Annotated in this window: 16 protein-coding genes; 14 read left to right on the top strand and 2 right to left on the bottom strand. The window is 57.9% G+C overall.

All coding sequences use genetic code 11. The features are described 5' to 3' along the window. Positions 1 to 102: 102 nt before the first annotated feature. The 10 genes from FB593_RS22095 (at position 103) to FB593_RS22050 (ending at position 19,552) form a co-directional block, all read left to right on the top strand. Positions 103 to 936, top strand: a complete 834-nt coding sequence (locus tag FB593_RS22095; RefSeq protein ID WP_065658948.1) for an ABC transporter substrate-binding protein — start codon at positions 103 to 105, stop codon at positions 934 to 936. Positions 937 to 996: 60 nt separating this feature from the next. After that, entirely contained in the window at positions 997 to 2,505 is a 1,509-nt protein-coding gene (locus FB593_RS22090; protein WP_145166976.1) for an amino acid ABC transporter permease/ATP-binding protein, read from the top strand. Between the two features lie 19 nt (positions 2,506 to 2,524). Beyond that, complete coding sequence (locus FB593_RS22085; RefSeq protein WP_060641935.1) at positions 2,525 to 3,553, top strand: Gfo/Idh/MocA family protein; 1,029 nt, start codon at positions 2,525 to 2,527, stop codon at positions 3,551 to 3,553. 22 nt (positions 3,554 to 3,575) lie between these two features. After that, complete coding sequence (locus FB593_RS22080; protein ID WP_145166975.1) at positions 3,576 to 4,706, top strand: NAD(P)/FAD-dependent oxidoreductase; 1,131 nt, start codon at positions 3,576 to 3,578, stop codon at positions 4,704 to 4,706. A gap of 205 nt (positions 4,707 to 4,911) precedes the next feature. Beyond that, positions 4,912 to 5,562: a LysE family translocator gene (locus FB593_RS22075; RefSeq protein ID WP_145166974.1), complete on the top strand. Its 651-nt coding sequence runs from the start codon at positions 4,912 to 4,914 to the stop codon at positions 5,560 to 5,562. Positions 5,563 to 6,864: 1,302 nt separating this feature from the next. Next, positions 6,865 to 8,073, top strand: a complete 1,209-nt coding sequence (locus FB593_RS22070) for a TolC family outer membrane protein (protein ID WP_236759207.1) — start codon at positions 6,865 to 6,867, stop codon at positions 8,071 to 8,073. 551 nt (positions 8,074 to 8,624) lie between these two features. Then, positions 8,625 to 12,878 (top strand): BapA/Bap/LapF family large adhesin, encoded by a 4,254-nt coding sequence (locus FB593_RS22065; protein ID WP_186447952.1) that lies wholly within the window; start codon positions 8,625 to 8,627, stop codon positions 12,876 to 12,878. Between the two features lie 58 nt (positions 12,879 to 12,936). Then, the gene (locus FB593_RS22060; protein ID WP_145166972.1) at positions 12,937 to 15,189 is read left to right on the top strand and encodes a type I secretion system permease/ATPase; all 2,253 of its coding nucleotides are present in this window, start codon (positions 12,937 to 12,939) and stop codon (positions 15,187 to 15,189) included. After that, positions 15,190 to 16,392: an HlyD family efflux transporter periplasmic adaptor subunit gene (locus FB593_RS22055; protein ID WP_065687693.1), complete on the top strand. Its 1,203-nt coding sequence runs from the start codon at positions 15,190 to 15,192 to the stop codon at positions 16,390 to 16,392. A gap of 223 nt (positions 16,393 to 16,615) precedes the next feature. Next, positions 16,616 to 19,552: a Mur ligase family protein gene (locus tag FB593_RS22050; RefSeq protein WP_145166971.1), complete on the top strand. Its 2,937-nt coding sequence runs from the start codon at positions 16,616 to 16,618 to the stop codon at positions 19,550 to 19,552. 29 nt (positions 19,553 to 19,581) lie between these two features. Here FB593_RS22050 and FB593_RS22045 read toward each other — a convergent pair whose 3' ends face one another. Next, the gene (locus tag FB593_RS22045; RefSeq protein ID WP_145166970.1) at positions 19,582 to 20,628 is read right to left on the bottom strand and encodes an alpha/beta hydrolase family protein; all 1,047 of its coding nucleotides are present in this window, start codon (positions 20,626 to 20,628) and stop codon (positions 19,582 to 19,584) included. Positions 20,629 to 21,277: 649 nt separating this feature from the next. Here FB593_RS22045 and FB593_RS22040 point away from each other — a divergent pair. From FB593_RS22040 to FB593_RS22025, 4 genes are all read left to right on the top strand, one after another. Then, on the top strand, positions 21,278 to 21,487 hold the full coding sequence (locus FB593_RS22040; RefSeq protein WP_003519318.1) for a cold-shock protein: 210 nt from the start codon (positions 21,278 to 21,280) through the stop codon (positions 21,485 to 21,487). Between the two features lie 352 nt (positions 21,488 to 21,839). Beyond that, complete coding sequence (locus FB593_RS22035; protein WP_003519316.1) at positions 21,840 to 22,220, top strand: DUF6481 family protein; 381 nt, start codon at positions 21,840 to 21,842, stop codon at positions 22,218 to 22,220. 70 nt (positions 22,221 to 22,290) lie between these two features. Next, entirely contained in the window at positions 22,291 to 22,566 is a 276-nt protein-coding gene (locus FB593_RS22030; protein ID WP_003519315.1) for a hypothetical protein, read from the top strand. Between the two features lie 340 nt (positions 22,567 to 22,906). Continuing rightward, positions 22,907 to 23,281: a VOC family protein gene (locus FB593_RS22025; protein WP_041694767.1), complete on the top strand. Its 375-nt coding sequence runs from the start codon at positions 22,907 to 22,909 to the stop codon at positions 23,279 to 23,281. Positions 23,282 to 23,380: 99 nt separating this feature from the next. Here the strand turns inward: FB593_RS22025 and FB593_RS22020 are convergent, their stop codons facing one another. Next, positions 23,381 to 24,436, bottom strand: a complete 1,056-nt coding sequence (locus tag FB593_RS22020; RefSeq protein WP_145166969.1) for an aldo/keto reductase — start codon at positions 24,434 to 24,436, stop codon at positions 23,381 to 23,383. Positions 24,437 to 24,548 lie beyond the last annotated feature (112 nt).

Genomic DNA, 24,548 nt, shown 5'->3' with positions numbered 1-24,548 from the left:
GCGAACTGCGTGGGCCGGGTAGGTGACGTCATGCCGCCGACCGGGTGGGACCCGTGCGCCTTGAATTTATCGCAGACAACGACACCAGAGGAGAAGAAAACAATGCAATTTACCCAAGCCTTAACATCCGCCTTCGCAAAAATTCGCTCGACCACGGCCGCGATCACACTCAGTGTCCTTGCAGGCGCGGCGACGCCCGCACTTGCCGACAATCCGCTTGGCCTCATCGATCCCGCCACCATCAGTGTCGGCACGATGGGCGATGCCAAGCCTTATGCCTTCACCACCGCCGACGGCAACTTTACCGGTTTCGACATAGAGTTGTTCCTCAACGTAGCCGAACGTCTTGGGTTCAAGAAGGAACAGGTGGTGTTCACCGGCCAGGAATTCTCGGCCCTGATGCCCTCTGTCGCCAACGGCCGCTTCGATGTTGCGGCCGCTGCGATCGGCACGACTGCCAAGCGCAAGGAGACCATTGATTTCTCTGATGGTTATCTTGCAGGTTTCTTGAGCGTCCTCACTTCGGAGCCAGGCATCACCGATGCAGCGGGTCTCAAAGGCAAGCGTCTCGGTGTGGTGCAGGGTACACTTCAGGAAATCTATGCCGAGAAGAATTTTGCCGGCACCGATCTCGTGAAGTTCCCGGACAACAATTCAGCCGTTTCCGCACTCAACAACGGGACGGTCGATGCACATTTCCTCGATTTCGAGGCTGCAAAGGACTATTCCGCCCGTTATCCGGCGCTAAAAGTCGCAGTCAATATTCCGAGCTTCGACGCGCCCGCCGGCTTCGTCATCCGAAAGGGTAACGATGCATTGCGCGAGGCGCTTAACAAGGGCCTGAAAGAGGCCATGCAGGACGGCACCTGGAAAAAGCTGCACGAAAAATGGTTCCCCGGCACGCCGATGCCGCAGGCATATCTTCCCAAGCAGTGATGCCACCTTCCGGTCCGGCCCCTACCGGTCGGACCGGCCTTTCTTTCAAGGGATATCCTGATGAACTGGCTTGAAAACCTGCGCCGTAGCTTCCTCGACTGGAATGCCATGGCCGAAGTGCTGCCGACCATGATCACCGTTGGTCTCAAGAACACGCTGATCCTGGCTGCGACCTCGACTGTGCTTGGCGTCGCCATCGGCATGATGCTCGCGATCATGGGCATTTCCCGCTCGCCCTGGCTGCGCATTCCCGCTCGTCTTTATACCGATATTTTCCGTGGCCTGCCGGCCATCGTCACAATTCTCCTCATTGGCCAGGGTTTTGCCCGCATTGGCCGCGAGCTCTTCGGTCCATCGCCTTATCCGCTCGGCATTCTGGCACTCAGCCTGATTGCCGGTGCCTATATCGGCGAGATTTTCCGCTCTGGTATCCAGAGCGTCGACCGTGGGCAGATGGAGGCCTGCCGGGCATTGTCGATGAGCTATGGCCAGGGCATGCGCCTTATCGTCGTGCCGCAAGGCGTGCGCCGCGTTCTGCCGGCCCTCGTCAACCAGTTCATCGGCAACGTCAAGGATTCGAGCCTGGTCTATTTCCTCGGGCTTCTGGCCTCAGAGCGTGAGATCTTTCGCGTGGGACAGGACCAGGCGGTGGTGACCGGCAATCTGTCACCGCTCCTGCTGGCAGGCGTATTTTATCTCGTCGTTACCGTGCCGCTTACCCATGTCGTCAATGCGATCGACAATCGTCTGCGGGTTGGCAAGCAGCGCCCCTCCGTCATCACCAGCGGACTGGAGGAAGTCAGTGAACTCGACAGTGCAGCTCGCGCGACTGGCGTCTCGTTCAAGGGCGGCAGCCTTGATGTGCGCCGTCTCGGTATGGCCTATGGCGATCTTGATGTGCTGAGGGGTGTCGATCTTTTAGTCAAGCCAGGCAGCGTCACCTGCATCATCGGCCCGTCCGGATCCGGAAAATCGACTTTGCTGCGTGGGCTCAACCGTCTGGTCGAGCCGAAGAGCGGCGATATTCTTATCGATGGCGAAAGCATTCTCGCAATGAAGCCGGAAACGCTGCGCCGCCGGGTCGGCATGGTATTCCAGCATTTTAACCTCTTTCCCGACCACACGGCGCTGGAAAACGTCATGCTGTCGCTTACGAAGATCAAGGGCCTGCCCGCAGCCGGGGCCGAGCGCATCGCCAAGGCAAGGCTTGCCGATGTCGGCCTTGCGAGCCGCCAGCACCACCGTCCGGGCGGTCTTTCCGGCGGACAGCAGCAGCGCGTTGCCATTGCCCGTGCGCTTGCCATGGAACCGGAGGTTATCCTCTTCGACGAGGTGACGAGTGCGCTCGATCCGGAATTGGTCAAGGGCGTGCTCAACCTCATGGCCGAGCTCGGCACGCGTGGCATGACCATGGTCGTCGTCACGCACGAAATGGGATTTGCTCGCCGGGTCGCCGATCAGGTCGTCTTCATGGACGAGGGGCGCGTCGTTGAAGCCGGCACGCCAGAGGCAATATTCGACAACCCGCAAAGCCCGCGTCTCCAGCGCTTCCTTGCGGAAGTGCTCTGAGCGCCGGGAGGAGAAACCAATGACACAAACGATACGATGGGGTGTGCTCGGTTGCGCAGGCATTGCTGCCAAGGCGGTCATTCCCGCCATCCAGTCCAGCCGCCTGGGGCGCGTTGCGGCAATCGCCTCGCGCGATGCCGCGAAGGCGAAGGAGATGGCGGCCCGCTTCGGCATCGCCAAGTCCTATGGCAGCTACGAGGAACTGCTTGCCGATCCGGAAATAGACGCAATCTACAACCCTTTGCCCAATCATCTGCACGTGCCACTGACGATAAAGGCACTGGTGCAGGGCAAACCCGTACTCTGCGAGAAACCGATCGCGCTTGATGCCGAGCAGGCGAGGGAACTGGCAGCGGCACAAAAGGCGGCGGGCCTGCCGGTCGCGGAAGCCTTCATGGTGCGCCACCATCCGCAATGGAAAAAGGCGCGCGCGTTGATTGTCGAGGGGCGCCTCGGCGAGGTGAGGGCCATCCAGACGATCTTTTCCTATTATCTCGACGACCCCGGGAATGTACGCAACCAGGCTGATATTGGCGGCGGCGGTCTGTTCGACGTTGGTTGTTACGCCATCAACACGGCGCGGCTCCTGTTCGACGCGGAACCGGTAAGGGCGATCGCCCTCATGGAGCGGGATCCCGTCTTCGGCACGGACCGGCTGACGAGCGGGCTGCTGGCGTTTCCAGAGGGAAGGCAGCTTGCCTTCACCTGTTCCACACAACTCTCCCTCACGCAGAAGGTCACGGTGCTTGGAACGCGCGGGCGTCTGGAAATCCCCATTCCCTTCAATGCACCAGCTGATGAGCCGACCATCCTTGTCTTTGATGATGGTCGCGATCTTGCCGGCGGCGGCCGCGAGGAGATCGCGATCGGGCCTGTCGACCAGTATCGCGAACAGGCCGATGCATTCGCCGAGGCTGTTCTCTCCGGCGGGCCACTCGAGACGGGGCTTGGCGACGCAATCGCGAATATGACGGCGATTGACGCGCTGTTCCGCTCCGCAGCCAGCGGTCGCTGGGAGGTCCCCGATGCCTTATCCCCATCCGTATGACAATTGATTGAAAGCCAATTCCATGACCGACAACACCATCTCTTCGGCCGTCATCATCGGCGCCGGTATCTTCGGCGTTTCCACTGGCGTACAGCTTGCGCGGCGCGGCATTAAGGTGACGATCCTCAATGACGGCCCGCCGGCCAATGGTGCCTCCGGCCGCTCGCTGTCCTGGCTGAACTCGGCACGCATGCGCTCCGAGCCCTATCATCGGCTGCGTATGGCCGGCATCGACCGGTATCGCACACTCGCGGCGCAGAATCCCGGCGCAGAATGGCTTCGCTTTGATGGCGGGTTGACCTGGGACGCGGATGACGAGCGCAACGAGATCGACGCGGCCTATCGCCACGAAGTTTCGCTTGCCTATGATGCGCAGCGCCTTTCAGCAGCCGAAGTCGCCCGCGTCGTGCCCGGTGTCGACGCCGTCGCAATCACTCCACAGGGTGCAATCTTCAATCCCGGCGAAGGCTGGGTCGATTTGCCGACGCTGATTGGTGTGCTGCTTGAGGAGTTTTTCGCACTCGGTGGCGTTCTGGTAACGGACCAGGGTGCCGCACGGGTGGTGATCGAGGGTGGTCGTGTCATTGGCGCGCAAACTGCAAATGCTGTTCTCCATCGGGCGAATGCCGTCGTGCTTGCCACCGGTCCTGCCGTCCCGAAGATGGCTGCGGAAAGCGGACAGACCATTGCCGACGGGACACCGATCGCCCTTCTCGTGCAGACGAGGCCGCTCGCCCATCCCCTGCGCGCTGTTCTCAATACACCGCGCGTCGCCGTTCGCCCGGCGCCGGACAGCACATTCTCCCTGGATGCCGACTGGGCGGCCGACGAGGGTGTGACAGTGCGCGCAGACGGCAGCTATGATATCGACGACAGCGTGGTTTCAGAGCTTTTGGTTGAGGCTGCGCGGGTGATGGAAGGCAATCCGAAACTCGAGGTGGCTTCCATCGGCGTTGGTGGCAAACCGATCCCCGGCGATGGCGAGCCGGTGATTGGAGCCATCAAGAGTATTTCCGGTTACTACGTGGCCTTCAGCCACAGCGGCGCTACACTCGGCCTCATCGTGGGCGAGCTGCTCGCGTTCGAGGTTGCGACAGGCACCGAACATCCCATGCTCGCAACCTTCCGACCGGGCCGCTTCTCCCTGAATTGAGCAATGTCAGGCAGATATCGCCAAAATGAGCCGGCCGCAGCGGCCGGTTTTTCTACGATACTGAGACTGAGACGTCCGTTCCGATGCCTGACATCTGGATGCCGTTCTTGTCGACTCGAACATCAAAGGCAAAAAAGAGGATGACCTCGTGTCTGAGGCCGCCGCATGCTATTGGTAGCGCAATAAAAAACGGGCCAAAATAACTATGGATTTGGCAATTCCCAGCGCAACAAATCTCAGCCTGTTCGTCTGCGCTACACTGGTGCTGCCTCTTGTGCCGGGACCGGCAGTTCTCTACATCTTCGCGCGCTCGGTCGAGCAGGGTCGCTCTGCGGGGCTCGTTTCAATCCTTGGCATCCATACGGCCACGCTTGTGCATGTCGCCGCCGCTGCTGTCGGGTTGTCGGCGCTCCTGGCATCATCCGCGCTCGCCTTCAGCGTCGTAAAGTATGCCGGCGCGGCCTATCTGATCTGGCTTGGCCTCAAAAAGCTTTTTGGCCCCTCGGATATTCCCGGCGTCGAGGGCGATTTACCCGCACGGAGCCGCATGCGCCTTTTTCGTGAGGGCTTTATCGTTAATCTCCTCAATCCGAAGACCGCACTATTCTTTCTGGCTTTCTTGCCGCAGTTCGTTGAGGTCAATCGTGGCCATGTGGCTATGCAGATCGCTTTTCTCGGGCTTGTTTACACAGCGATTGGCGTTCTGACGGACAGCTCTTACGCACTTGCCGCCGGCACGGCCGGCAAGTGGCTGAAGCGCAGTCCCGTGTACCTAAAGGCTGAACGCTGGGTCAGTGGTTTCGTGTATATCGGTCTTGGCTTGACGGCCGCTTTTGCTGGCAATCAAAAGAAATAGACCATCCTGCGAGTCCATGTCGAACTGCGACCGTCAGTGCACTTCACGCTATCTGTGGCGCGCTTAGGTATATTTCCGTTCATGGCAATTTGGACCTCGTCGTGGGAACAAGTTTTGCGACTTTCAGGAGGTTTTGCTACGGCTGCGGATGGAATCTATCACACGCTCCGTTGGGCTTTCTAATCGAAGGCGATCAAGTCACAGGATGAGTTTGAGTTAGGCAAATAGAATCTCTGCTTTTTTCCTGTGACGCCTCAACGTAACATAGGATTCAGTTTGACGATACCGCGTGCCATTGCGCGAGCACCCTCGAGGATGCAGCTTCGTAACTTGCGTGCCGGGGCGTTCAGACGGCATGGTCGCAAGAAATCGCCCCAATACTTTGCGGACAACCCGCCATCCAATTTCAACGTGGGGGACCCAGAGGACGCTCTCTGCAGACCGACACGAGGCCAACATAGCCTAGAAACGAGCGTTACTCCCACACTCGATGACCTATCATGCGAACGCACGCAAATCGAATGCCAGTACAAAGCGGTCGAGACCACGATCGCTCTCCGCCCTCGAAATTGGTCCAACTGATCAATCCTGACTTCAGGATGGGAAATCATGCTGGCAAAACCGGACTCATCGGTATCAGGTCAGGGTCGCAGATTGGATCGCTGTGTCGTGATGCGCCTTCATGTAGCTTCACATCCGTAGCGGGCTACGAGGTCGGTCAAACCGGTAATTGCATCAACAACCTATCTTGCGACGCCAAATATTAGTAGCACGCACCTGCGTGTGCAATTGTAATAAACATTAAATTTAGTCGCAGGTTTGCATCACTATTGCGCCCCCCCAAAGCAGATGATCAGGTAACAGCAGCATAGAGAACCGGTTGAACAATCGCCCCTGGATCATGCCTTAAGCGATATACATGGTTATTATTCACTTGACCTGATTAACCAATCGTTAACCATGTTTGCCTAGTTCTATCTCCAAAGCCGGTTTTATATCGGTAAATCAAAGCCATGGTCTCGTTCCTCGTACTGGCAGGTTGCTCATTCTTCCCGTCAGAAGGTGGAACGTTAAATGCGATTTAGTTGGCTTCCAGCGTTTGTTTGCGTCATCGCCGCGGGTATATTGACAGCTGGCTGTGCAAATCGCTCCAGCGCCAACATCCGACAAGCGGGCCCCGGGAATCCTGAAGCTTCCGGCAAAGACATGCACCTTGGTAACGCGGATCTTCCGGGCGTGATCGGGACGAAATCGGAACCCGTCAGGTCGGCGAAACGCGAACGAACCGAACACAAGGGCCCCTTGTCAATCGAAACTGCTGTGAGAAAGGCAGTCGATTGGCATCCCGCTGTCACGGAAACCATAGGTCGGCTTCGTCAGCAGACCGAGTCGGTCAATGAAGCTCGTGCCGGTTATCTTCCCAATATGAGTTGGGGACTCGACTCTTCCTATAGCACCAATAGATCGGATCGCTACAGTCCAGATTTGAACTTCAATGTCTCGCAGATGCTTTATGATTTCGGTAAAGTGGACAACCGGGTCAAAATCGCCACTGCGGGAATTGCGGGCCGGAAGTCGCAGGTTATGATGGCTGTGGACGATCTGGCGCGCGAAACGGCGTATTCAGTGATCGAAATACAGCGCAATCGCTCATTGGGAAGTGTTGCGCGTGACCAGATAAAGGATGTGAAAGCGATCTTGGACCTGGTGAAGTCGCGCACCGACAAGGGCGCAAGCACGCGTTCAGATCTGCTGCAAGCCGAAGCGCGTGTTCAGGCCGCCGAAGCCACATTGTTGGAGATCGAGGGGCAATTATCGCGCTGGGAAGCGATCCTCGCGAATTTAAGCGGTATCGACGGACCCGTCGATGTATCGGACACACTGCCGGCATGGCTGTCTAAGTCCTGCAGTTCCACAAATCCGGACTGGTCGCGCGTGCCGGCAGTCATGCAGGCAGCGGCAGATCGCGAAGCGGCGACCGCGCAGATTGCTCTTGCGAAAGCCGAAGGGTTGCCGACACTGTCGCTCGACGCTGGAATTGGTGTCGACGTGACGGAACTCAGCTCATTTGATCCCGACTACAGTGTCGGGCTAAAGGTTACGGGCAGCCTCTACAATGGCGGTGCGACGAGCGCTAGACGCAACATGGCCGTCCAGGCGCTTGGAGCATCACAGGCTGCAGAAGCGCGCGCGTTGGTTGATATCTTGAGGAACCTGACGGAAGCCAGTAGTCAGATTTCAAGTAAAGAAAGTCTGCGCCGCTCGCTCTCGACGCGTCAGTCAACGATGCGACAGACGCGTGATCTCTATCGAACACAATATGTTGAACTCGGGACGCGAACACTGCTTGATCTGCTCAACGCCGACCAGGAACTCCATGCCGCCAGGTTCGATATCAGCAACATCAAGTATGACCTGCACAGGTTGAACATCGACTGCACGTTCAATAGTGGACGAATGCGGGAAGCCTTCTCGCTGGAAGGCCAAACCGTCCAGGGCATTTCCCTTTAGCGGACGGTAGCAACGGCCGGCCCTTAAGCGACATATATTTGATTTTAATCAATTTTTTAAACGCAAAGTTTCTCTCCTGGTTCGCGCCTAGGCTTGATTAAACAGTATCACGGGGAAGGTCGGATCGCCGCAAGATACGACCATAACGGGTGTTGACCAAAAATAGAATTGGTCTCACACGTGATTGCCGACCGATGATAATGCAAGCCGTCCCGAAGAGAAATCGACCATGACTTCGCACTGTTGCCACCCTCATATATAAGAGGGGAAAACATATATTAGATCTCGGAATTACCGTTACAAAAGAATTTCCTAATGCTCTTCCCGGTTGTTTTTTTCTTGCAGAGTCCATTTTTTATGCAATTATGAGGGTGGGAGAGGCGATCGGAAGACTATTTCCGACGTTTAGATAAACCGATCCGTTGATTTTGGGGCTGCTTGCTTCTCAGCGGTCGTCGCTTGCGAAAATCCAGTTTCTTACATGTTGCCTGATGTCACGGGCGGCAGGAATTTCTGTCGCCGATGTTACCGCGTTGCAGGAGGACAGTTTCATGGTTGCGATCGTTACCGACAAGGCCGCCGGTGGTTCTCAGACCGTGTCGCTCGATAAACTTGATATCGAAAAACCGAGCATCGTGCGGATTCGCGCGGATAAAAATGAGGTCTCCGACTTCGTGCGCGACGGTGACGATCTCCTTCTTCGGATGCGTTCCGGCGAGACCATCCGCATCGGACACTTTTTCCGCGAGATGGATGGTGAGCACAGCGAGCTGGTGCTGGAGGATGAAAATGGCAACCTCTGGCTGGGTGAGCATAGCGACGGCTTGGCTGACTTTCGTTTTTCACAAATAGAGGGCGTAGATCAACTGGTTGGCGCCGCTACAAGTGACGGCTCCGTCCTCGGTCTTGTCGCTCTGGGCCTGCTGGCTGGCGGGGGAGCCCTCGCTCTTGGAGGATCGTCCAGCGATGACGGTGATGCTGACGCTGACGCCGACGCAGATGCGGACGCTGACGCGGATGCCGACGCCGATGCGGATGCTGACGCGGATGCCGATGCCGATGCGGATGCTGACGCGGATGCCGATGCGGATGCCGACGCTGACGCTGATGCGGATGCAGATGCTGACGCCGATGCTGATGCCGACGCAGATGCTGACGCCGATGCGGATGCCGATGCGGATTCCGACGCTGACGCCGACGCGGATGCGGATGCCGATGCAGATGCCGACGCCGATGCCGACGCGGACGCTGATGCCGACGCGGATGCCGATGCGGATGCCGACGCGGATGCGGATGCCGACGCTGACGCCGATGCGGATGCCGACGCTGACGCCGATGCCGACGCGGATGCCGATGCCGACGCTGACGCCGATGCCGACGCGGACGCCGACGCGGATGCCGACGCCGATGCTGACGCGGATGCCGACGCCGATGCCGACGCCGACGCCGACGCGGATGCCGATGCGGATGCCGACGCTGACGCTGACGCGGATGCGGACGCCGATGCAGATGCCGACGCCGATGCCGACGCGGATGCGGATGCCGATGCGGATGCCGATGCGGATGCGGATGCCGACGCTGACGCTGACGCGGATGCGGACGCCGATGCAGATGCCGACGCGGACGCTGATGCCGACGCCGATGCCGATGCCGATGCCGATGCTGACGCGGATGCGGATGCCGATGCGGATGCCGACGCTGACGCGGATGCCGATGCAGATGCAGATGCCGACGCGGACGCTGATGCCGACGCCGACGCCGACGCGGATGCTGACGCCGACGCAGATGCGGATGCCGACGCGGACGCTGATGCCGACGCCGACGCCGACGCGGATGCTGACGCCGACGCAGATGCGGATGCGGATGCTGACGCGGACGCCGATGCGGATGCCGACGCTGACGCCGATGCTGATGCAGATGCAGATGCAGATGCAGATGCCGATGCGGACGCGGATGCTGACGCAGATGCTGACGCGGATGCTGACGCAGATGCCGACGCCGATGCCGATGCCGATGCCGATGCCGATGCCGATGCCGATGCCGACGCGGATGCCGATGCGGATGCGGATGCCGATGCGGATGCCGACGCTGACGCCGATGCTGATGCAGATGCAGATGCCGATGCGGACGCGGATGCCGACGCTGACGCAGATGCCGACGCCGATGCGGACGCCGACGCTGACGCGGATGCCGACGCCGACGCCGACGCCGATGCTGATGCCGACGCCGACGCCGACGCCGACGCGGATGCCGATGCGGATGCGGATGCCGATGCGGATGCCGACGCTGACGCTGACGCTGACGCGGATGCGGACGCCGATGCAGATGCCGACGCGGACGCTGATGCCGACGCCGATGCCGACGCGGATGCCGATGCGGATGCCGATGCGGATGCCGACGCGGATGCGGACGCGGATGCGGACGCCGATGCAGATGCCGACGCGGACGCTGATGCCGACGCCGATGCTGACGCGGATGCTGATGCCGACGCGGATGCGGACGCCGACGCCGACGCAGATGCGGATGCCGACGCGGATGCTGACGCCGACGCAGATGCCGACGCGGATGCCGATGCCGATGCGGATGCCGATGCGGATGCAGATGCCGATGCGGACGCCGACGCCGACGCGGATGCGGATGCTGACGCTGACGCCGATGCCGACGCTGATGCTGATGCGGATGCCGACGCTGACGCCGATGCGGATGCTGATGCCGACGCTGACGCTGACGCCGATGCTGATGCTGATGCGGATGCTGATGCCGACGCGGATGCCGATGCGGACGCGGATGCGGACGCCGACGCTGACGCCGATGCTGATGCTGATGCTGATGCTGATGCGGATGCCGATGCGGATGCCGACGCTGACGCCGATGCCGATGCGGACGCCGATGCGGATGCCGACGCTGACGCCGACGCGGATGCGGATGCAGATGCCGACGCAGATCTCGAGCCCACGGACGACGTGGCCTCAGCTGAAGTGAATCTCTTGCCGACAGTGACGGAAAATGTTCCGCTTGGAAGTGACACCTACCTCGCTGTCGTCAGCCTTGCAGGTCTCGATCTTCAGCTATTTGCAGATACAGTCGAATTTGACGTGGAGACCGGTCACAAACAGGATCTCAATTTCGATTTCAGTGGAATACTCGGGGCTGGCGTTCTCGGCGACTATAGTCTTGTCGTGCAAAAGTGGGACGCCGCAACGCAGCAATGGACAAGCATTGACGGTGGAGGACCTGCCACGATCCTATCACTGTCACTTTTTGGCGGAACAAGCGGCACCGTACCGGGACTTGATCCGGGAGAGTACCGCGCATTCATGGGATTTACGGGCCTGCTCGGCGTAGGAGTTGGTGGCACATTAACCCTTGATGGCACCGACTATAATTTTACTGAAGTTGGAGGTTATGAAGCTGTCGAGGTGAGCGGCAACGTCATCGATAATGATGACGTACCGGCCGGAACAACAGTTCAAAGCGTCGACGGCCAGACTGTTGATCAGGATGGGACTACTGTACAAGGCGATTTCGGCGAGCTTCTGATCCTAGCCGACGGCACCTATACCTACACGCCGTTCGCGAATGGAGCGGGAATCGGCAAGGTCGACAGGTTCGAATACACGGTAGTGGATGCAGACGGCAATATTGGCACTGCCACCCTTTATGTCCAGATTGGCAGCGACGATGTGACTATGACCTGGAGTGACACCGACCCGAGCCTTCCAGCGACGTTCGAATTTGCCGCGACGGGCGATAGCGCAAACGCTTCGGTCGTTTGGGACAATGTCACGGACGACAATTTCTATACCACCACCGGTTCCACATTGCTCTCAGGGGGCCTGGGGCAGACGAGCACATATATCAGCAGCAGCTTCGTCATTACTGATAGTATGGAGGTCTCTGGCAGCATTAGCGTTTCCGTCTTGCTTGCTGCGCTGTCGAATGGGGCGCTCCATCTCGAACGAGAAACGACACCAGGCAGCTGGCAGCAGGTAGCAACCGATTCCTTCAACATCATTGTTGGAGGTCTCGGCACCGTGGCATCGATCGACCTCTCTGAACTTGATCTGGCTGCCGGCACGTACCGTGTCCGCTCCACTTTGAGTGGCACGTTGGTAAACGTCTCGGCGACCATAACGACTGATATCGATGTGACATATACGGACCAATATGAAGTCGGGACTGCGACCGGTGATAGCGGCAACCTGCTTGCCAATGACGATCTGGGCTCCACTTTCACGAAGTTCCAAATATTTGACGGAACGAGCTTCGTTGATGTGACGGATGCCAGAACGATCGATGGCGAATATGGTACACTGACCATCAATGCGGATGGCAGCTACAGCTACGCGCTGAACCCGGATCTCGCGCATTTCAATACGCCGCAAACCGACACGTTTGAATATCAGCTGATCCATCCTTCAGGAGTGGCTGAGCAATCCTCGCTGGTCGTGACCGTGGATCCCTCCGGCGCGGGCGTGCCGGATCAGGCCATGATGTTCGTAGCCGAAGACATATCCGGTCTTGATACCATCGACGTTACGGCAAGCGACGACCCGCCCGCATCAAATTCGGACAATGACGACCGGCTCTCTCAACTGATTGAGGACGATACGGAGGAACTGACGGTACCGCTCGATGATCTGGCTGCCCTCAGCGAACCTGAGGACGGTGACGCCGATCTGAGTTCAACAGAAGAGCGGACGGATATATTCGAGATGCCCGAGCCGGTGGAACTGCCTGTCGATCCATTCGGGCACCTGGTGGCCGAGGATGAACTGAACCCCACGCAGTCGACTGTAGTCTGAACGATCCAAGGCCGGCATGGGGGCATCAATGCCCTCATGTCGTCACAAAGGAATATCCATGCCCCTTTCCGACATGACGACGGAACAATGGCCTGATCCTAATGCTGCCGGCACTGATTTTGCGAGCTGGAGCGAGGCCCTCCAATATGTGGCACGTCATTATGGTGTGCCGTTCTCGCCCGGCGGGGCACAACAACTCGCCGAAGGACTTCAGGCGATCGAGACATATGATTGGCTTGCGCGCCTGGCAAGCAAAATGGGCCTGCAGATAAAACAGGCAGCCCCGACACCGCGCCTACTCAGCAGCTGGCGATTACCGGTTATCGTAAAGCTCTCGGACGGTGCCGTGGGCGTCGTAACGGGTCTTTCTGCGAGGAAGGACGCGTCCATCGTGCTGAGCGGAGAAGGCAGCGTTGCAACGGTCTTGCCGCTAGACGTTCTGCTGTCGCAGACCGAATTCATCATTCTGGCGCGGCCGCAACGCGGAACCGTCGATGAGCGGGTCGACGGTTACATTGCCCCTTACCGGGAACATTGGTTCCGTTCGATCGCATTTCGCGACTTCGGCTCCTATGGTCATGTCATGCTGGCATCACTTGTTGCCAACATTCTGGCACTGGCCGGCGTGATGTTCTCAATGCAGGTTTATGACCGGGTGGTGCCGGCCAAGTCCTTCAACACGCTTTATGTCTTGTTCATCGGTGTGCTGATGGCCGTGTTCTTCGACTTTATCATGCGCCGTCTTCGCACCCGCATCATCGACATCATCGGCAAGCGCACAGACATGCGAATCTCCGATCTGGTTTTCGGTCATGCGCTCCGGGTAAAGAACCAGGAACGGCCCACCTCAACTGGCACGTTCATTGCCCAGTTGCGCGACCTGGAGCAGGTGCGCGAACTTTTGACCTCCACCACAGTGTCAGCAATTGCCGACCTTCCATTCTTCATCCTGTTCCTCTTCATCTTCTGGCTGATTGGCGGACCGATTGTGATCATCCCGGTTGCGGCACTGTTGCTTCTAATCTTGCCGGGCCTGTTGGCACAGCGCAGGCTGCGTGCTGCCGCCAGTGAGGCAATGCGGGAATCCTCACTGCGCAATGCCATGCTCGTCGAAGCCGTTCAGGGCATAGAGGACATCAAGACACTACAGGCTGAGGATCACTTTCAGCAGCGCTGGAACCATTACAATGCCGTGTCTGCTGACGGACAGCTTCGCCTGCGCGCCATTACCAATGGTCTTGCCGCGTGGAGCCATACAGTGCAAACTGGAACATTCGCCGCCGTGGTCTTCGTCGGCGCGCCGATTGTCATGGAAGGCAACATGACCACGGGCTCCCTCGTTGCCTGCTCCATTTTAGGCTCCCGCATGATGGCGCCCATGGCGCAACTGACACAAATCCTCGGTCGATTTCAGCAGGCTAAAGTCGGGTTGAAGAGCATCGATGCCATTCTGCGCATGCCTTCGGATCATCCCGACAACGAGACACGAGTAAGTGTCTCCACCCTGCGTGGCGCCTACAGGATCAAGGGTGCTGCTTTTCACTACGGTAAGGGTACAGGCCGGCCGGCGCTTGCCATCGGTGACCTGACAATTGCCGCTGGTGAAAAAGTTGCCGTTCTGGGCAAAAACGGCGCGGGCAAATCGACCCTTCTCCTTGCTATGGCGGGCATGGTTGAACCGGCAGCCGGTGAATTGCTGATCGATGACCTTGCACTTTCACAGATCGACCCTTCCGATGTCCGTCGCAATGTAGGGCTGTTGACGCAGGATATGCGCCTGTTTCACGGCACGATCCGTGAAAACGTCACCCTAGGCGCATTGCACGCACCCGAACCATTGCTTCTTGAGGCACTTTCGATGACGGGAGCGGATGATTTCGTGCGAAAGTTCCCTCGTGGTCTCGACCACCCGATCCTTGAAGGTGGAAGAGGCCTCTCAGGCGGACAGAAGCAGGCATTGCTATTGGCACGCCTTCTCATTCGTGACCCATCCGTCGTCCTGCTCGATGAGCCCACCGCAGCAATGGATGAAGCGACCGAGCGTGAGTTCATAAAACGCTTGCGATCCTGGAGTGCGGAGCGAACGGTCGTCGTCGCAACGCACCGCATGCGCGTTCTTGAACTTGTTCAGCGCATCGTCGTTGTAGAGAGCGGGCAAATTGTTCTCGATGGCAGCAAGGAGGAGGTTCTCAACACCCTACGTGGTGTCAAAAAAACTGTGCCGCCGAACGGCGTGCGCCGAAAAATGTCGGAAGCGAAGCCCGCAGCGGCGGCCAACAGCTTTCCATTCAAGACGACACAGGAGGTGTAAATGGCGGCATTCAGCGAACGCGATTTCTCCAGGCGCGGCGGTTGGGCATTCGGCGACGATGACGGTCGAAACCTCACCCGGTCCACACGCGTCGTGCAACTTTTCGTCGCTCTTCTGGTGGCTATGCTCGTCTGGGCCTATTTCGCAACGCTCGATGAGGTCTCAACCGGCGATGGCCGTGTTATCCCCACCAGCCGCGAACAGGTCATACAATCACTGGAGGGGGGTATTGTCGCAACGCTTCATGTGCGCGAGGACCAGGTGGTCGAGCCCGGCCAGATTCTCGCGCAGCTTGATCCCACAAGAAGCGAATCCGATGTTGAGGAAAGCGCCGCAAAATATCGTGCTACGCTCGCTGCCGCGGCGCGGCTTGAAGCTGAAGTCAATGGCACGCCACTGACTTTCCCCGCGGCGCTGAACGCTTATCCTGGACTGACTGGATCGGAGACTGAACTTTACACGGCGCGACGGCACGCGCTGGAGGAGTCGCTGCGCTGGATCGAGGAATCCCTTTCGCTTGTCGCAAGTGAACTGAAACTCAACGAAGAACTGAGGTCCATCGGGGCGGCCAGCAATGTCGAGGTCATCCGGCTACGAAGGCAGATCGTTGAACTCGAACTCAAGAAGGTCGAGATCAAGTCTGAATATCTCGTGAAGGCGCGCGAGGAACTGACGAAGGCGAATGCGGAGGTCAATTCGCTCTCCCCGGTGGTGACCGGCCGGGCGGATAGTCTTGCTCGCCTGACACACCGTTCACCGGTACGCGGCATCGTCAAGAACATAGAGGTGTCGACAATCGGCGGTGTTGTCCCGCCCAACGGCAAGCTCATGGACATCATCCCGCTGGGTGATGAGCTTCTCATCGAGGCACGCATATCGCCACGCGACATCGCCTATATCCATCCGGGCCAGCGCGCGAGCGTCAAGATCAGCGCTTACGACTACGCCGTCTATGGCAGTCTCGACGGCAAAGTCACGACAATTTCGCCCGACACGATACAGGATGAAGTCGACCGGGAGATTTACTACTATCGCGTATTCATCAAGACCGAGAAGGACGCGCTGGTCAACGCCGCCGGTCGTGAGTTTCCGATAGTGCCGGGCATGGTCGCGAACGTCGATATTCATACGGGTGAAAAGACCGTACTGGAATATCTCGTCAAGCCTTTCAACAAGGCCCGGGAGGCATTGCGTGAACGTTGAGGCAAGAGTGGACCTGGCAAGGAAAGCACGGGACATAAAACAGCGGCTTTCGAGTATTCGGACCTTTCTGCGCGGCCGGGTCCGCCCACTGGCAGAGCCGCTGCCATCCGTGACGTTGTTCTTTTCGGTATCCGATGGTGACAAGCGCGCCCGGGTCATTAATGCGTCAGGGCCATCGCTTGAGTCGGCATGGCAGCAGGGAGTAACCAGTCTGTTCGCCGCCATGGCCTCCGAAAACATTGAGGGGCGTTGGCTCCGTGTCGATTGGGTAGAGATTGCCGAACAGACGACATGGCCTCAGCTGCGCGCACTGCTCGGCAAAGTGAAGCGTAACTATTTTCGCTTTGGCATCGCGCTGGATCCGGCATTCCGCCATGCCTTCACGGAACAGGAGCTGAACGCAAATGCGATGCTCTATGGCGGCAACACCATCACCAATGCCGTGCTGAACGAGAAGAATTTCAGCATTTATGCTCGCGCTCGCTATGAAGATCTGCCAGCTCTCAGCTTTTCGCAAGACAAAGCGATCTTTCTCTTTTCGACAAAAGGTGTCTTCTGCGATGAAGCCGATAGGCTCCACGCAATTGAGGGAATGGGCATTGAAGCCGGACGCCGGACAATCGACAGGCTGGACGGCGGGGTGGTACTGTCACTTATTCGTGACTCCTCTAGGTATCTTGCACGACAGGTCGAAGCAGACGGATTCTTTGTCTACGGTTACCATGCCTGTTTCGACCGACGCATAGAGGCCTATAACGCCTTGCGGCACGCGAGCACGACCTATGCCATGATCGAGGCCTGGGAAGTCACCCATGACGCGCAGCTGAAAAATGCGATCGAACGCGCGCTCGTCGCTCTCGAGGCCAGGCTGATCAAGCCCACCGTCCTTCCCGATGGCACGCAAGCTGCGTTCCTCGTTGAGGCCGACGGTGAAATCAAGCTTGGCGGCAACGCCGTTGCGCTACTCGCCCTGACGAAATACATGGCGGCCACCGGTAAAACAGAATGGAGGGGACTTGCAGACCAGCTCGCTCTCGGCATCCGCCACATGCAGAATCCGCAGACCGGCGCCTTCGTGCATGTCCTTCATTTTCCCGGTCTTGCCATCAAACAGAAATATCGCACCATCTATTACGAAGGCGAGGCAGCCTTCGGTCTCATACGACTCTACGACCTGACCGGCGATGAGAGGTGGCTAGAAACCGTTGAGCGGGCATTCAATCACTTCATCGCCTGCGATCACTGGAAACATCACGATCACTGGCTCGGCTATTGCGTCAATGAACTGACGCGTCACAGGCCCGAGGAGCGCTACTTCCGTTTTGCCATCCGCAACATCGCTGACTATCTCGATTTCGTGGAGAACCGGATCACCACCTTCCCGACATTGCTCGAATTGATGATGGCCGCACGCCAGACGCTGTCGCGGATTGCTGCCGAACCCAAATTGCACGGCCTACTGAGTGACATCGATTTGGTGCATTTCGAAAGGGCGCTTGAGAAACGCGCCCGCCATCTGCTTAACGGCCATTTCTGGCCGGAAATGGCGATGTATTATCGCAAGCCCGACCGTATCGCCGGCTCATTCTTCATCCGTCACCATGCGTTCCGGGTGCGGATAGACGATGTCGAACACTACCTTTCCGGCCTCGTTGCTTATCGCAGCTATCTTAGAGAGCGGGCAGCTTTCCGCGAACTTGTACGCCAACATGCCGCATCTGACAGGCTCCGTGTCGCCAGATTATCGAAGTCAAAGGTCATTCCTGGTGGCAGGCAGTGGAATGCGGCGCATATCGCTGCCGCGACGGGCGGCACCTGGGTTCGTCAACCGCCCCACGGCTGGACTGCAAAGGGTCTTTGCACCTACGCACCTGCGATGCAACCTGCAGACATGGTCGTCTTGCGTGGCAATGAGGACGCAACAGGCGTGCCGGTGAATGCACTGATCAATCGGGCAAAACCGGCAGGTTTCATGACAACAGAACCGGATCTTGCCAGTGGCCAGCAGGGGCCGGTGCTGAAGGTTGCGGACAATATGCAAGCCGTTCTGGCGATGGGCGACTATGCGCGCAGCCGGATGACTGGCAGTGTGTTGGCCGTGACCGGTAGTGCCGGTAAGACGACAGTTGTCGCCATGCTTGCCCACGCGCTTTCGGCTTGGGGCAATGTCGCCAAAAGCAACCATAATGCGAACCTGCCCGCCGGCGTGGCGTGGAACCTTGCTTCCATCCCGTGGGAGACTCCACATGTGGTGCTGGAACTCGCCATCGGCAAAATGGCCATAAGTGCCCGTATGGCGCGTCCGAAAGTCGCTATTTTTACCAATGTTCTACCTGCCCACCTAGGCGAAAAAAGCACGGTTACCGACATCGCACGGACCAAAAGCGCAATATTTCTGGGCATGGAGCCGGGCGACACGGCTGTCCTCAACCGCGATATGCTTGAATGGGACACGGTGCATGATGCGGCTTCTCGGCGAAAGCTTGACATTGTCACCTACGGCACCTCGGAGGAATGCATGTGCCAGCTTCTGCGCTATGACGCGGCAAGCCGGCACGCTCATGCGCGGATCAGGAACCGGGAGGTCAGCTTCTTGATCGGCGCGGCCGGGTCTCACATGGCGCTGAATGGCCTGGCCGTTCTCGCAGCGATCTCCGTACTCGGTCACCCACTCGAACCAGCGATCGCCCAACTGGAAAGTTTCGCCGCTCTGCCGGGACGCGGTGAAGAAATTCACCTCTTGCTTGACGGACGGCGGCTCACCGTGATCGATGATGCCTATAACGCCAATCCGGGTTCGATGCGCGCTGCTCTGGCCCGCCTGGGTGATCACATAGGTGGGCGGCGGATTGCTGTTTTGGGAGAGATGGCGGAACTTGGCCCCGGCGGGGCCGCCTACCATACCGAGCTCGCAGCCTTTATACAGGACCGGTCGATCGATGAGGTGTATGTTACGGGTGACCTTTATAGCGACTTCTGGAAAGCGCTTTCGCCGTCCTCGCGTGGTCTCTATGCCGAATCTCGTCAGGCACTGAAGGAAATTCTTCGTGAGCGTCTGGTAGACGGGGACACGGTTCTTTTCAAGGGCTCGCACAGCACAGGAATGCACGAACTGGTAGAATGGTTGAAGAATAACGCCGACCGCAGCACCCTCACATAGGCCAGTTTGCACGCGGCCAAAGCGAACCGCTATTTGAATTGTTCAAGTTCCATTTCATGCACGGCACGACGGATTTCGACCGGGGACTTGCCTCGAGCGATCAGGGCAGCAGCGAGGCGACCGTGATATGCCAGAATATGGCGTTGGCGGTCCGTCGCCTGAACGTAGACGTGGTGTGGCTCAAAGCCTGCGGCGCGCAGGCGCCTGACATAAAAGAGCTGACTGAAAAATGGTACGGTACGATCTTCCGGATCGGACAGAATATAGATCTCTGGCCGATGATCGGCCGGAATACGGTCGATTTCATCAACGGGATCGTAAAATTCTGATGAATTGTAAAGCAGTTTGCCAGGAACCCGCCGCCGCCGCTCCCAGAAGGCGGATACCTGCTTTACCGAAACCAGACCGGAGGTGATAACGGCTGCCGAGATGTCCCTGCGCCGGTTCATGAGGGCGGCAACAATCTGTCCGCCTGCGGAATGACCCGCAAGGATGAAAGTTGATACCTTATGCCTTTCTCTGATCAGGTCGAGCGCGCGATCCATCAGCGCAATTTCGCGCAGATGGCGACGTTTGTTATGGTCGCCAGAAGAACCATATATGCCCGGGCGGGCAATGAAGATTGCGGGATAGCCGGCTTGTAGCGCCCAATCCGCCATTTCTGCTGCTATCGTGGCAGGTGACTGGCGCAGATAGGAATCTGATATGAAACGCACGCCTTTGGAATTGCGCAACATCACGTCGCCACCGAAATAAACCAGGGCCGTCTGGTTTTGGCCATCTACCAGCCCCTGCGGATAATACCGAATGCAATCGCCCTTGCCGTCGACTTCGATCCACAGACCGTGAGGGACGGCGGAGCATGATCTTGCCGATGCGTAAGACCCGTTCAGAGCCTCAAAGGGGCTGAAGTTCTCGTCGTTCTTGAAAATGGTCAGTTCACGCGGCTTTGGGAGTTCGAAAGGACCAAGTCTTGGTGCATCGGCCAGCGCGGATTGCGACGCCCCGGGAATAGCGAGCGCGAGCAAAACCCAACGCGCGATCCACCAGGAAAGCCTGGGCTCTTGCCTGTTCATGGTTTCACTCCGTACGTCATCGCGTTCGTATTATTAGGAACAGTCACCAATGTTAGAGCTCCGCCAGCAATCCTTGCATCATTTTGCCAAAAACATGCCGATACGTCACCTCCTTGATTACCGCGCACGTCGAGGCGCGATCGACGATCTGGATCGAGACAAGCTACCCTGCTTCATCTTCACAATGCTCACCATCGCGTGATGTCGATCGCGGCCCAGCGAAAGAAATACCAACCGCACGAAGCGCCGTAAAACGCCATGCCTACTCGACCCAGCTTGGAGCGCGGATTCCGTGGAAGTCGGCGTGTGGATGACATTGATTGCCGACGCCATTTGAGGTTGTGCAGCCTAACGTTCTTCTCGAGGTGGAATAAGCTGTCTATAAATCCGGAGTAATTCAAAGCACCAGCCTCATGCGACGCTCAGGAAGAACAACCTTAAGGCGAATACACATAATATGAAAACTAATCGTTGACGCGACGATTTCGGTACATTATACATAAACCATCGATCTTTTGCTTGCCGAGCTTTGTCTACCGCGCGATTGGCACCGCGCTTTAAGCGAACTTCCATTTCAAAAATAGTCGGTTTCCTCGCTGCGCAGCATCAGCTTCGCGGTCCTACACTCTATGCTTTGAAAGGGTTCAACATGACCACTGGCACAGTAAAATGGTTTAATTCCACCAAAGGCTTCGGCTTCATCCAGCCTGACAATGGCGGCGCTGATGCGTTCGTTCATATCTCCGCTGTCGAGCGCGCCGGAATGCGCGAGCTCGTTGAAGGCCAGAAGATCGGCTTCGAACTCGAGCGCGACAACAAGTCGGGCAAGATGTCTGCTACCAATCTGCAGGCCGCATAAATCAAGATTTGCTTCCCTTTGACCACGGATGTACTGGCACTGTCGGAAGCTGCTTCATTAAGGTCAGGCGTTTTGCCTGGCCTTTTTCGTTTCGGTTTCAAGCCGAACCAATTGAGATTGCAAGAGCAGAAAAACAAAGTGGATCCGGCTCGCAGACGACGATCTGCCTCACCGGCATCCAGATGTTATTTTCTGTCAAAAGCAACTTTGCGGTAGTGTCGGAATACGGCGCTCACACCCCGTAGACCGGATGGCTGCCAGCGGCACGTCTCGCCAAGAGGGCAGGGCACTGCTCCATCATAAAACGCGCCAAAACGCGATGATCTCTCTTCCACTCATTATCAGGATATCCATGAAGAACGCCCGAAACAATGACGTCGCCGACCGTCGCGCCGCATCTACCGAAGCCAAAGCTGCTCTGCTCAATGCGTACCGCGCGGCAAAGACCGCTTTAGAACCTTCCAGGCTGGCAAGACAGGCAGAACGAGCAGCCATTGCCACAGCTCGAGAAGAGCGACGTCTACAACGCGAGCGCACGAAGCTTGAGGAACAACAGCGTATCGAGACCGACGCTTTGGAGCGCCAGGCAGCGATTGAGGCGGTCGCAGTCGCAGAAATCGAAGCGCGGGAGAGTGCAGAAAAGGCACGTATAGCCCGGGTCATTGAAGATGAGACGATGCGAAAGGCTGAACGCGATCGGCGCTACGCTAACCGCAAGGCAAGACAAGCCTAACCTTGCCCTTGCACGCCGACCCCACAACATGACGGCGTCATGCTGGTGACACTCTAACGAAAGCAGCCCCATGGCACCGGATAATAACGAGCTCCAGGCAATCAACACGTCGTGGCAAATCGCTATCCAGGAAATCCTGCGCATGGTCATTCGCGACATGTACCATGACGGTGGAGAAGCGAATTTCAAGGCCCATATAAAACGTATTGAAGAAGCTGCGGTCGACAGCATCCACTCCGATCTGCGACTTCGAGGAACCGACGAGTGGACTGAAGTGCTTGTAAAGGAGCGGGCGAGCAACTTCGTGACGACATTGCTGACGTCCTTCACTTACGACCGTGCCTGACCGCTGGACGTCGGTTTCAACGAGGAACTGAGCCAATTACCAAGGAGAAGTGCGCCACCTCCGGGTACGATTTTCTGATCAGGGTTTGGTCGAGGGATTGGCTTTTTCTCCTTTCTTCTGTGCCAGGGCGACCGCGCTGGCCTTAAAGCCGAAACTGTCGTTCCCGGTATTCCACATCAGTGGATCGAGCTCTCGGCTCCTTCAGAAGCGATCAACCAAACCCTACCCCCGCTTTGCGAGCCCCGCGGGGCGGTGTACGGTGAAGGCAGACAAACGAGCTCCTGGCTCAGGGGTAGCTCGCCCCCTGCTGCCAGCGCGCTGCCTTACGGGAGATGAGACCATGTTCACGCACATCATGATCGGAAGTAATGATCTGGAGCGGTCAAGAAACTTCTACGACGCCACGTTTGCTGCATTGGGCGGCACGCCCGGCGAGATGGATGCGAGAGGCAGACTGATTTATGTCCACGAAGGCGGACGACTGATGATCACGAAACCGATCGACGGCAAGGCGGCGACCGTTGCCAATGGCGGGACAATCGGAATCGCCGCCCTGAGCCGCGAGCATGTTCTGGCGTGGCACGACGCCGGTGTTACGCACGGCGGCACATCGATCGAGAGCCCGCCGAATGAGCGCCCGAACGGGGCCTTCGTCGCTTATCTTCGTGATCCGGACGGACATAAACTGAGCGCACGGTCTCAGCCGACAAAGTAACGCAGCGCCAATTGCGCTGGTATTCTCACAGCTGTTGTGGGTTGGTCTTTCTGCATAACTTTTGCAGCCGGATCCACCACATCAATCGCAACATTACGCTCAAAATCCACGCATCTTGGAACCTACCATCGGCGGATTAAGACGGGCAAAGCCCTCCTGACGATGATAGGGGAAATGCGGATATGGCGGCGTCAAGACGCTCGCATTGTCCAAGAGAGCAATCTGATCATCGGTGAGATGCCAGCCGACCGCTCCGAGGTTCTGCCGGAGCTGCTCTTCGTTTCGCGCTCCCATGATAATGGAAGACACCGTGGGCCGGCCTGTAAGCCAGTTGAGCGCCACTTGCGCAACTGTTTTGTCGAGTTGTCTTGCGACGTCTTCAAGGGCATCAACGACGCGGTAGAGATGCTCCTCATCGACCGGAGGACCAAAGCTTGCGGTTTCGTGAAGACGACTGCTCTCCGGCAGGGTAGAGCCGCGCCTGATCTTTCCCGTGAGCCGCCCCCAGCCAAGCGGACTCCAGACGAGTGCTCCAAGGCCTTGATCCATACCCAGTGGCATCAGATCCCACTCGTAGTCTCGGCCGATAAGGGAATAGTACACCTGATTGGCAATGTAGCGAGGCCATCCGTACGCGTCGGCAACCGCCAGCGACTTCATGATTTCCCATCCCGAAAAGTTCGAGATGCCGACATAGCGGACCTTTCCCGCCCGAACGAGCATATCAAGGGTCGACAAGACTTCTTCGACGGGTGTCCGGGCGTCGTAGGCATGAAGTTGCAGGATGTCTATATAGTCCGTCCGAAGCCGGCGAAGTGCGTCTTCGACCGATCTGATCAAGCGAAACCTGGAGGACCCCGCATCGTTCGGCCCTTCTCCCATAGGAAGGCTGGTCTTCGTCGATATCAGCACGGTCTCGCGACGACCTTCCAGCGCTGCACCCAGCACCTCCTCCGATGCACCGTTCGAGTAGACATCTGCGGTATCGAACAGATTAACGCCTGCTTCAACGCAGATATCGATAAGTCGCCTTGCCTCGGTGACATCGGTCGTGCCCCATGCACTGAAAAGGGGACCTGCCCCTCCAAACGTGCCTGCGCCCAAGCTCAGGACCGAGACTTTGAGGCCTGATCGGCCAAGAGAACGATATTCCATCTGGTCTTCCTTTCTTGAGAAATGGAAGCGACTTGCGCCACCTGATGGGGAAGAGATAGGAGATCCGGCTTTCGTGATATAGATTGCGGGCGGGAACAACATTTGTGAAATC

This window comes from Rhizobium sp. SJZ105, from assembly GCF_007828365.1.
Lineage (GTDB): Bacteria > Pseudomonadota > Alphaproteobacteria > Rhizobiales > Rhizobiaceae > Agrobacterium > Agrobacterium tumefaciens.
The sequence above is the reverse complement of the archived record's forward strand: the minus strand, read 5'-3'. Positions and strand labels throughout refer to the sequence as shown.